The following is a 6,702-nucleotide window of genomic DNA, read 5'->3' on the forward strand; positions in this document are numbered from 1 at the left end:
GGAAGGGGTTCTACTTACGAAGCGTCGCCCCTTCCTCTCCCAAGCCCTCTCCAACCCCACTGCACGTTAGAGGTGGCGACACTGCTTTGCTCTGCGAGCAAAGCGTCGCAGGTTTAAAATGTGGGTCTCAGTGACTCAAATTTGCAAATTTGACTTCAAATTCGAGTATAAAACGGTAAGGTGAAGTATTTTTTCTTTAGACGAGGCGGAAATTAGCCGAGCGAGGGCGCATACAAGTAGTATGTAACCGAGCTTCGGCGAAATTTCCTTCTGCTTGCAGTTGCGAGTGTAACGAAGCAAAGCAAAGTATAAAGGAAAAAGACAAGCCGCAATCACTTCACAAGATCGGCGAGAACCTTCGCCGCATGATCCTTCGCCTTCACGCTCTTATACACCTTCGCGATCTTGCCGTCCTTGCCGATCACAAAGGTCGAGCGCGCGATGCCCAGATACTCTTTGCCGTAGTTTTTTTTCACTTGCCAGACGCCGTAGAGTTTGGCTGCTTCGTGCTGCGGGTCGCTTAGCAATATGTGTTTTAGGCTTTGTTTTTGCGCAAAGCCCGCGTGTGATTTGACGCTATCGGGACTCACGCCCACGATCACGGTGTCTTTAGCGATAAAATCGTCGTAAAGCGCGCTAAATTCGCATGCCTCGGTCGTGCAGCCCGGGGTGTTGTCCTTTGGATAAAAGTACAGCACGACGTTTTTGCCGACGAAGTCTTTTAGGCTGATGCTAACGCCGTCGCTGTTTTCTAGTGTAAAATTTGGCGCCGTATCGCCCGCTGCTAGCGTGATTTTTCGCTCCAAATCCTCTTTTGAAAATTCGCTCATTTTTGCTCCTTTCTAATCTCTTCAAGCGTCTTGCCGCCCGAGCCTATCGAGCTTGCGTCGTATGTTTCGATATAAATTTGCACTCGCTCGCGGTTTTTGCCCAGCACGCGCACCATGGTGTCGGTCATCTCCTCGACCAGCTTTTGCTTTTGCTCTTTTGTCGGCTCCGGGCCTGCCATTTTGACGTTTATGAAAGGCATTTTTTCTCCTTAAATTTGATAAATTCGGGCTAATTATATCAAAATTTAACCCGTTATCCGGCTCGCCCTCGTTTTAAAATTTAAGCCTTCATATTAAAACCTAGCTTTAAATTTGATATTTAAGTAAAGTTTAAAGCTAGTATGATTATTATGTGACTTGGTAGTAGTAAAATTAGCTAAATTTACCCAAAAGGAGCGAATATGCGTAAGAATTTTTTCGGTTCTATCGTTTTGGCTGCGGCCTTGGCGGGCGGCGCGTTTATAGCGTTGCCGCAGACGGCGAGCGCTGCGGTACTAGCGCATCACGTGAAGGTGCAGGGCGAGCTTGGCTCGGTGTTTATCAACCCCTACGACGTGGCGCCTTTAACCGCCGTCATCGATAGGGCGGGCAAGGACATCAAGGATATCCATGTGCGGGTGCTGGGCAAACCTGGCGGCGGCATCGACATCGCCTATAACGTCTCCGAGCATGCGCTGCTGACGCACGACGGCGTGCCGATCTGGGGGCTGTATCCGGACTATCTAAACGAGGTCGAAGTAAGCTACGTTTTTAACGGCGAAAAGAAGGTCGAAAAGTATAAAATTTACGCTCAGCCGATCGTGACGTATAGCCGAGATTATAGATTTAGCCACATGCAAAAGATGAAGGTTAAAAAGGTCGATCCCGCGTTTAAAAACAGGCTCTATCTCATCAACAACACCATCACGAGCGTTTATAAGCCGCTTGATTGGAAAAACGGCGGTGCCGCTAGCTGGAACGACTTTACAGAAAATTTCGTCGTCGATACGCAGGGCGAGGTCAGATGGTATCTGGACTATCAGAAATTTTACGACCGCAGCGAGCGCAGAGTGATGGACGGCGGCATGATGATGGGCTTTCACCAGCTGCCAAACGGCGATCTTAGCTGGGGCATGGCGCAGCGATATATGCGCTACGATATGATGGGCAAGGAGGTGTATAATCGCGAGCTGCCGCGCGGCTACATCGACCTTAGCCACGAGGTGATGCCGCTAAAAGGCGATCACTTGCTGCTTCGCGTCGGTAAATACAACTATCACCACGCAGACGGCAGGATCTCGCACACGATCAGAGATCACATCATCGAAGTGGACGGCAGCGGCAAGGTCGTGGATGAGTGGGATCTGAATGAAATTTTCGGCAAAAACGTCTACCGCAGCAGCCTCATCAAGGCTCTTGACGCTCGCGCCGTATGCCTAAATATCGACATGGACGCCAAAGAGATCAAAATCAGCGACGATCTGCCATTCGGCGACGTGACCTCGACCGGCACGGGACGCAACTGGGCGCACGTAAATTCCATCTCATATGACCCTAGCGACGACGGCATCATCCTTTCGCTTCGCCACCAAGGTATAGTTAAGATCGGCCGCGACAAAAAGGTAAAATGGATCCTCGCATCGCCTGAGGGCTGGAGCGCGGACTTTAAAGAAAAGGTGCTAGTGCCCGTCGATAAAAACGGTAACAAAATCAAATGTGAAAACTCAAAATGCGAGGGCGACTTTGATTGGTCGTGGACTCAGCATACCGCGTGGCTCACTCCGCGCTACGATAACAAGGGCAGCGTAAAGCATATAAGCGTATTTGACAACGGCGACGGCCGCGGCATGGAGCAGCCTGCGCTAAAAGAGCAAAAATACTCTCGCGCGGTCGAGTACAAGATCGACGAGAAAAAGGGCACCGTCGAGCAGACGTGGGAGTTTGGCAAGGAGCGCGGATTTGACTTCTATAGCGCGGTTACGAGCAACGTGGAGTGGCAAAAGGATAAAAGCACGTACTTCATCTCAAGCTCGAACGTCTATCTGCTAAAGCCCGATAAGACGATCAAAATGGTACTCGTGGAGATCGATCCGAAAACAAACGACATTAAATTTGAAATGGACGTGGAGTCGGCGTCTAGAGACGACGTAGCCTACCGCGCGCTGGTGATCGATCCGAATATTTTTGATTATTAAAATTTCGCGGCGAGATTAAATTTGCTGGGATTGCCGCAGTAAATTTAGAATTTACTGCGGCGGGTTAAATTCGGTTTGGAATTTAACCCGCTTGCTTAAATTTTACCCACCGCGTCGTCGAAATTCGGCTTATCAAATTTGCCGAATTTTATCTTTTAAGACTTAAATTCTACTCGCTTATAAAATATTTCTGAGCGTATGCGGCGTCGTTGTAAAGCCCTTCGCCGTATCTGTCTTTACCGTAATTTTTAATTATCTCTTGCCCTGCGCTTGAAGCTACGAAATCTATAAAATCTTTCGATTTCTTGCTTTCGGCAGTATCGCTATCGTTTTGTCTTAGGGCGCAATACGTATTTATTAGATATTTATCGCCACGAAATAGAATTTCGCTGGATTTTATATCTTTTTTCGCCACGACCCAAGTACTGCTATCGCTCATAAAATATGCTCCGTTTTTATCGGCTTTTAAAAGAGTCGCTAACATAAAATCTTTATTTGCCTCATACCACTGGCCTTGCGGAACGATATTTGCCATTTTCCAGATACTAAGCTCTTTTTTATGAGTTCCGGAGTTGTCCGCTCTGGTGTAAAAAAGGCTTTGGGACTTGGCTATATCAGTATAGGCTTCTGTTACGTTTTGGGCGGTTTTTATCTTTGCGGGATCGTTTTTAGGCCCTACGATAAAAAACTCGTTTGATCCGATCAACGTCCTTTGCGTAGCCCAGCCCTCTTTTACGGCGCTTATTTCCGCCTTTGGAGCGTGAACCATAGCGATATCTATCTTTTTATTTTTCAAAAGTTCGAGAGTCTGGCCACTTCCTGCTTTTATCCAGCAAATTTTGGTGTCGTTTGCCTTGCTAAATTCATTAGATAAAACTTCGAGTAGCCCAAGCTCTCCCGGGCTTCCCGTAGCAAGCTTTAGCTCCGTTTTTCCGTCTCCATACACTGCGGTGCACTCACTCGCCATCAAACTGGCGCATAGCAAAATCGCGATGCAAATAGACTTTTTCATAACTACTCCTTATTTTGAAATGTAAAATTTCGGGCATTATACAACTAAGGAACTTAAACTCGAAATGGTTAAAGAATTAAAAAAGAAGCTCGTTGCTTAGATTTTATTTCAAATTTACCCTTTATTTTATACAATCTTTAAAATTTACCGCAAAGGAATTTTATGAAAATCGCTAAAATTTTTAAAGCTTTAGCCGCCGTTTGCCTGCTCGGCATCGGTGCAAACGCGCTAGAGGTGGGCGTTAATTATCAAGTGCTGCAAAAGCCGCTAAACGTGCCGAAAAACAGCGTCGTAAAAATTTTTAACTACGAGTGTCCGCACTGCTATTCGTTCGATAGGACGGTCACGCCGCAGCTGATGAAAAAGCTTGAGGGGACGGAGTTTTTGCCGTGGCATCTAAAGACCAAGGGCGTGTTCGGACAGACGGCGAGCGGTATATTCGCAGCCCTTATCGTGCTTGATGAAAAGGACAATGTGAGCCTACTAAGCGACGAGTCGAAATTTAAAAAGGCGAAATTCGCGATTTACAAAGCGGTCCACGACAAAAAGGATGATTTTGGCGGCGGCAGTGATAAACAAAGGTTCATCAAAACCGCGCTGGATGCCGCGGGCGTGAGCATGAGCGAATACGAAGCTGCGCTTGCTAGCAAAAAGGCGCAGGCTCTGCTCGCGCAGTGGGACGCGGGCTACGAAGTCGCGGTGATTTCAGGCGTGCCGGCATTTGTCGTCAGCGGCAAGTATCTCTTAAACACGGCTTCGTTCGGCTCCGTCGATGAAATGGCCGCCGCGGTAAAGGAGCTGCTGGCGAAATAGGTTTCGCCGCGTCAAAGCAAGCTTTGTTTTACGCGCTGCATTAAATTTAGCCGCAGCGGCAGGGTTCTAGCAAATTTTATCGCTAAGCCGCGCGGAACGATAATGTCTAAATTTTATATTTTCAAGGTGCGAGTCTAGGCGGGTAAAATTTGAGCTAAAATTTAAAAATTTGACTTTAAATTTAAATGTAAAATTTCAAGGTGAAGTATTTTTACGTCAGACGAGGCAGCGGCAAACGAGGCGAGGGAGCGGACTCGCTCGCCCGTGATCGAAGCCGAGCGAGCCGCTTTCTGCTTGCAGTTGAGACCGCAAGGGAAGCGAAGCGAAGTATGACGGAAAAAGACGAGCCGCAAAATAAAATTTAACGCCAAATTTGAACATAAAACGTCAAAGCGAAGTATCGTGAGATGATTTTTAATGTTGTTGCAGTTTTTGCGACAAGGGCTAACCAAATAGGTTGCCGCAGGAGCAAAAACAAAACTCATTAAAAAGCGCTCGCGAGCCAAGCCGCAAATAAAATTTAGCGTTTAACGCCAAATTTGAACGTAGAATTTCAAGGTGAAGTATTTTTGTCATAGACAAGGCGGATGAGCAAGGGCAAAGGAGCGTATATATAATACGTGACTGCAGCCCGCAGCGAAATCGGGCGCCGTATAGGGCAAAAAGACAAGCCGCCAAATTTAGATTATTCGCCGCTTAGCAGTATATATCCACTCTCGCTAATATTTTTAAATTTAACCCCCAGCTCCCTCTTTAGCCTCAGCACGACGTTTTGTATCGCGCCCTTACTTGTTTGCTCGCCCTCGTAGACGAACTCCTCGATCATCTCGTAGCTTACGAGCTTGTTTAAGTTGTACGCAAAGAGCCAAAAGAGCTTGTTTTGCAAAAATGACAGATAGATCTCCTCGCCGTTTTTGTAGATCTTTTCTTTGGCGAGATTTATGCTGGTTTGTGGGCCAAGGCGCACGAGCTTTTCGTCCTTTTCGTAGGTTAGAGCCACTAGCAGGCGGCAAAGCGCGGCGATATCGACGGGTTTTTTTAGAAACGACGCCGCGCCGTGCTCGATGCTTTTGATGAGGTTGTCGTCGGTGTCGTAGGAGGTAAAGACGATAAATTTTTGCGCGGGTTTGATGCGCATCATCTCCTTCATCATCTCAAAGCCGTTCATCGCGGGCATGTGGATGTCGGTGATGACGATGGCAGGGGCTAGCTTTTTAAAGCGCTCCAGCCCCTCTAGCCCGTCGCCAGCGCCCCAGACGCTGAGGCAGTATGGCTTTAACCCACTTATTAGCAGCTCCCTTGCGATCTCGTCGTCCTCGACGATGAGGACGGTCAGGTCTTTAAGCAGCTTTAAGTGCTCTTGCATCTTATTCCTTTAAATTTATCTCAAAGCTCAGCTCAAACGTCGTCGGATCGCCCGCACTCAGCAGCCTGATGTCGCCTGAAAGCTTCTCGTTTGCGAGCTTTTTGCCAAAATACAGCCCGATGCCGCTTCCTTGTTTTTTGGTGGTTTTTGGCTGGGTTAAAATTTTATCCCGAAGCTCCTTGTTCACGCCGCTGCCGTAGTCAGTGACGGATATTTTGCACATGCCGTTTTCAAATTTGACGTCCAAAAAAACCTGCCGCTTGGCGATCTCGTCTTTGTATCGCTCCACAACCGCGTCCTTAGCGTTGTGTATGAGGATGAGTAAAATTTGCTGCACGATGCCCATTCGCTGAGTCGCTTGCTCATCTTTAAACTCGCGCAGGCTTACCGCGACGTTTGCTTTACTAAGCTCGGTGTGCATTAGCTTTAGTAGGTCTTTGATGCAGCGCTGTACGCTAAATTTTTGCGGGCTGTCGCTGCTTTTATAAAAATTTCTAAAAATCTCGA

At 47.5% G+C, this 6,702-nt stretch carries 8 protein-coding genes; 2 read left to right on the forward strand and 6 right to left on the reverse strand.

The features are described 5' to 3' along the window. Positions 1-332: 332 nt before the first annotated feature. Both bcp and Q0546_RS02510 read right to left on the reverse strand, forming a co-directional pair. Positions 333-830 carry a thioredoxin-dependent thiol peroxidase gene (bcp, locus tag Q0546_RS02505; RefSeq protein WP_298790234.1) on the reverse strand — a complete coding sequence of 166 codons (498 nt, stop codon included), beginning with the start codon at positions 828-830 and terminating at the stop codon, positions 333-335. Further along, positions 827-1,030, reverse strand: a complete 204-nt coding sequence (locus tag Q0546_RS02510) for a 4-oxalocrotonate tautomerase family protein (protein ID WP_002949321.1) — start codon at positions 1,028-1,030, stop codon at positions 827-829. Before Q0546_RS02510 ends, bcp begins: the two co-directional genes overlap by 4 nt. Before the next feature lie 201 nt (positions 1,031-1,231). Between Q0546_RS02510 and Q0546_RS02515 the strand changes: the two genes are divergently transcribed. Beyond that, complete coding sequence (locus Q0546_RS02515) at positions 1,232-3,004, forward strand: aryl-sulfate sulfotransferase (protein WP_298790236.1); 1,773 nt, start codon at positions 1,232-1,234, stop codon at positions 3,002-3,004. A gap of 169 nt (positions 3,005-3,173) precedes the next feature. Here the strand turns inward: Q0546_RS02515 and Q0546_RS02520 are convergent, their stop codons facing one another. Next, a complete protein-coding gene (locus tag Q0546_RS02520; protein WP_291939157.1) occupies positions 3,174-4,016 on the reverse strand; it encodes a substrate-binding domain-containing protein in 843 nt (280 codons plus the stop codon). 162 nt (positions 4,017-4,178) lie between these two features. Here Q0546_RS02520 and Q0546_RS02525 point away from each other — a divergent pair, with 162 nt between their 5' ends. Further along, positions 4,179-4,829 carry a thiol:disulfide interchange protein DsbA/DsbL gene (locus tag Q0546_RS02525; RefSeq protein WP_298790238.1) on the forward strand — a complete coding sequence of 217 codons (651 nt, stop codon included), beginning with the start codon at positions 4,179-4,181 and terminating at the stop codon, positions 4,827-4,829. 161 nt (positions 4,830-4,990) lie between these two features. Here the strand turns inward: Q0546_RS02525 and Q0546_RS02530 are convergent, their stop codons facing one another. From Q0546_RS02530 to Q0546_RS02540, 3 genes are all read right to left on the reverse strand, one after another. Then, the gene (locus Q0546_RS02530) at positions 4,991-5,314 is read right to left on the reverse strand and encodes a hypothetical protein (RefSeq protein WP_297987944.1); all 324 of its coding nucleotides are present in this window, start codon (positions 5,312-5,314) and stop codon (positions 4,991-4,993) included. A gap of 200 nt (positions 5,315-5,514) precedes the next feature. Next, complete coding sequence (locus Q0546_RS02535; protein ID WP_298790240.1) at positions 5,515-6,195, reverse strand: response regulator; 681 nt, start codon at positions 6,193-6,195, stop codon at positions 5,515-5,517. A gap of 1 nt (position 6,196) precedes the next feature. Then, a partial coding sequence (locus tag Q0546_RS02540) for an ATP-binding protein (protein WP_298790243.1) occupies positions 6,197-6,702 on the reverse strand: 506 nt, incomplete at its 5' end.

Source organism: uncultured Campylobacter sp. (genome assembly GCF_937997465.1).
Lineage (GTDB): Bacteria > Campylobacterota > Campylobacteria > Campylobacterales > Campylobacteraceae > Campylobacter_A.